At 41.8% G+C, this 1,694-nt stretch carries 1 protein-coding gene and 1 pseudogene; both read left to right on the top strand.

The features are described 5' to 3' along the window. Positions 1-756 (top strand): protein rep (locus tag D7V20_RS19035; protein ID WP_171407867.1); only part of this gene is annotated, 756 nt, incomplete at its 5' end. Positions 757-1,460: 704 nt separating this feature from the next. Then, positions 1,461-1,694, top strand: a pseudogene (locus D7V20_RS19030) (hypothetical protein); the annotation flags it as partial.

The raw sequence follows: 1,694 nt of genomic DNA, 5'->3' as shown, positions 1-1,694 counted from the left end.
CGTGTTCGCCATTGTCCTGTGTGTCAGTGGCGCAGATCTCTACTTTGGAGGGCGGTTATGTTTCAGCAATTGCCAAGTATTCAAGAACGCTTTCCTACGCATCGTTGGGTATTTCTAACCCTCACCGTGAAAAACCCACCTGTTACCGAACTCCGAGATACGTTGAAACACATGAATGATTCATGGCAGCGACTCATTCAAACCAAGCGGTTTAAGTCAGGTGTAGCAGGTTTTTTGCGAACAACCGAAGTCACCAGGGGGAATGATGGGGACATGATGGCACATCCACATTTTCATGCTTTGCTGTTGGTTAAACCCAGTTATTTCAAAGGGCAGGGGTATATAAAACAAGCGGATTGGGTCGAAATGTGGGCGAAAGCTTTGCGAGCTGACTACTTGCCATCGGTGAACGTGAAAGCCGTAAAAGCCACTTTGGACGAAAAAGGACGCAAGCAACTCGATAAAGCAATCTGTGAAACGCTCAAATACAGCGTAAAACCGTCTGATTTGGCTTTAGAGGGCGATAAGGGTGCTTGGTTGCATGAGATGACCAAACAAGTCCATAAGATGCGTTTTATCGCAACAGGAGGCGTTTTAAAGGGGATTCTTAAGCCTGAAGATGAAATTACTACCGAAGAAATGATTTCTTCATCTGAGGAAGTGCAGGACGTTGGAGAGGGTCGAATAGCATTCCAGTTCAAATCTGAATACCGAAAATATGTTTATGCGCCAAAATATAACGAATATGCAGACTAATTTTTTCTAATCAAATACCGCAAAAGTACAGGCTCAATACTCAAAGAATGACAACAAAATAATTGAGCCTAATGTCTGCAATTTTGTTAAATCCGTTCTAGAGATTGTCGCCTGCACTTCCATCAAAAATTTGATGGCGCGCTTAGACGTTTCTCAATTTCATTGAGAAACCTAAGCACGTTAGGGACTTCATCCCTAAGACCCTGACAACGCCAAAAACGAAAAATTAAAAATTTTCCCTTTTTGGCGTTCCGCACCCATTGGATTTCTCCAATGGTAAAGTGCGCCCTTCATGTTATTTCGGGAAAAGCCGAACGAGTGTCTACGAGTGACGACACCACAATAAAAATTCCAAAACCTTTCTTCCCTGATTACAAGCTCCCATAAAAATCCTAAGCGGGAAAAACCGAGCAAAGCGACGACCCGATTTTTGTTTCTCGAATGAGAAACGCGGAAGCGTGCATTACTGAAAAATCATCACGAATTGGCTAGGGGTGAAAAATCAAAAAAAAGGCATCTGAAAAGGGGGCAAAAATGGGGATTTTTGGGGTGTTTTTCCTTGTATTTATTATTAAGGGATAACTCTGATTCTAAAAATAAGGTTCTAAGCCTTGTGTGGCGTGGCTTTGATGTGTGTTTGACAGGTCAATAAAAAAGCCCGTATATTTGGAGGTGCGACCCAACCAAAATATAAGAGCTTTTCTATGCCTCAATCTTGCCATGATTCCGACCTTGGAATCAATTTTTTAACAGAAATTTCACCTCATGAAGTTTCTTGGGATGAACATCGTTCCGATGCTGAATCCGTTAAAATTCTCTATAACTACTCCGTTGAACTTTCAAAATATGCAGAGCGTATCAATGCCTGTTCAGGTATTTTGAAATTTGGAGTTAATCCCGATCAAGGGAAATTGGTTCTCAAGCAAGCATTTTTTTGC

The sequence above is a fragment of the Acinetobacter rongchengensis genome, from assembly GCF_003611475.1.
Lineage (GTDB): Bacteria > Pseudomonadota > Gammaproteobacteria > Pseudomonadales > Moraxellaceae > Acinetobacter > Acinetobacter rongchengensis.
Note: the sequence above shows the minus strand (reverse complement) of the source record. Positions and strands in the feature narration are given on the sequence as shown.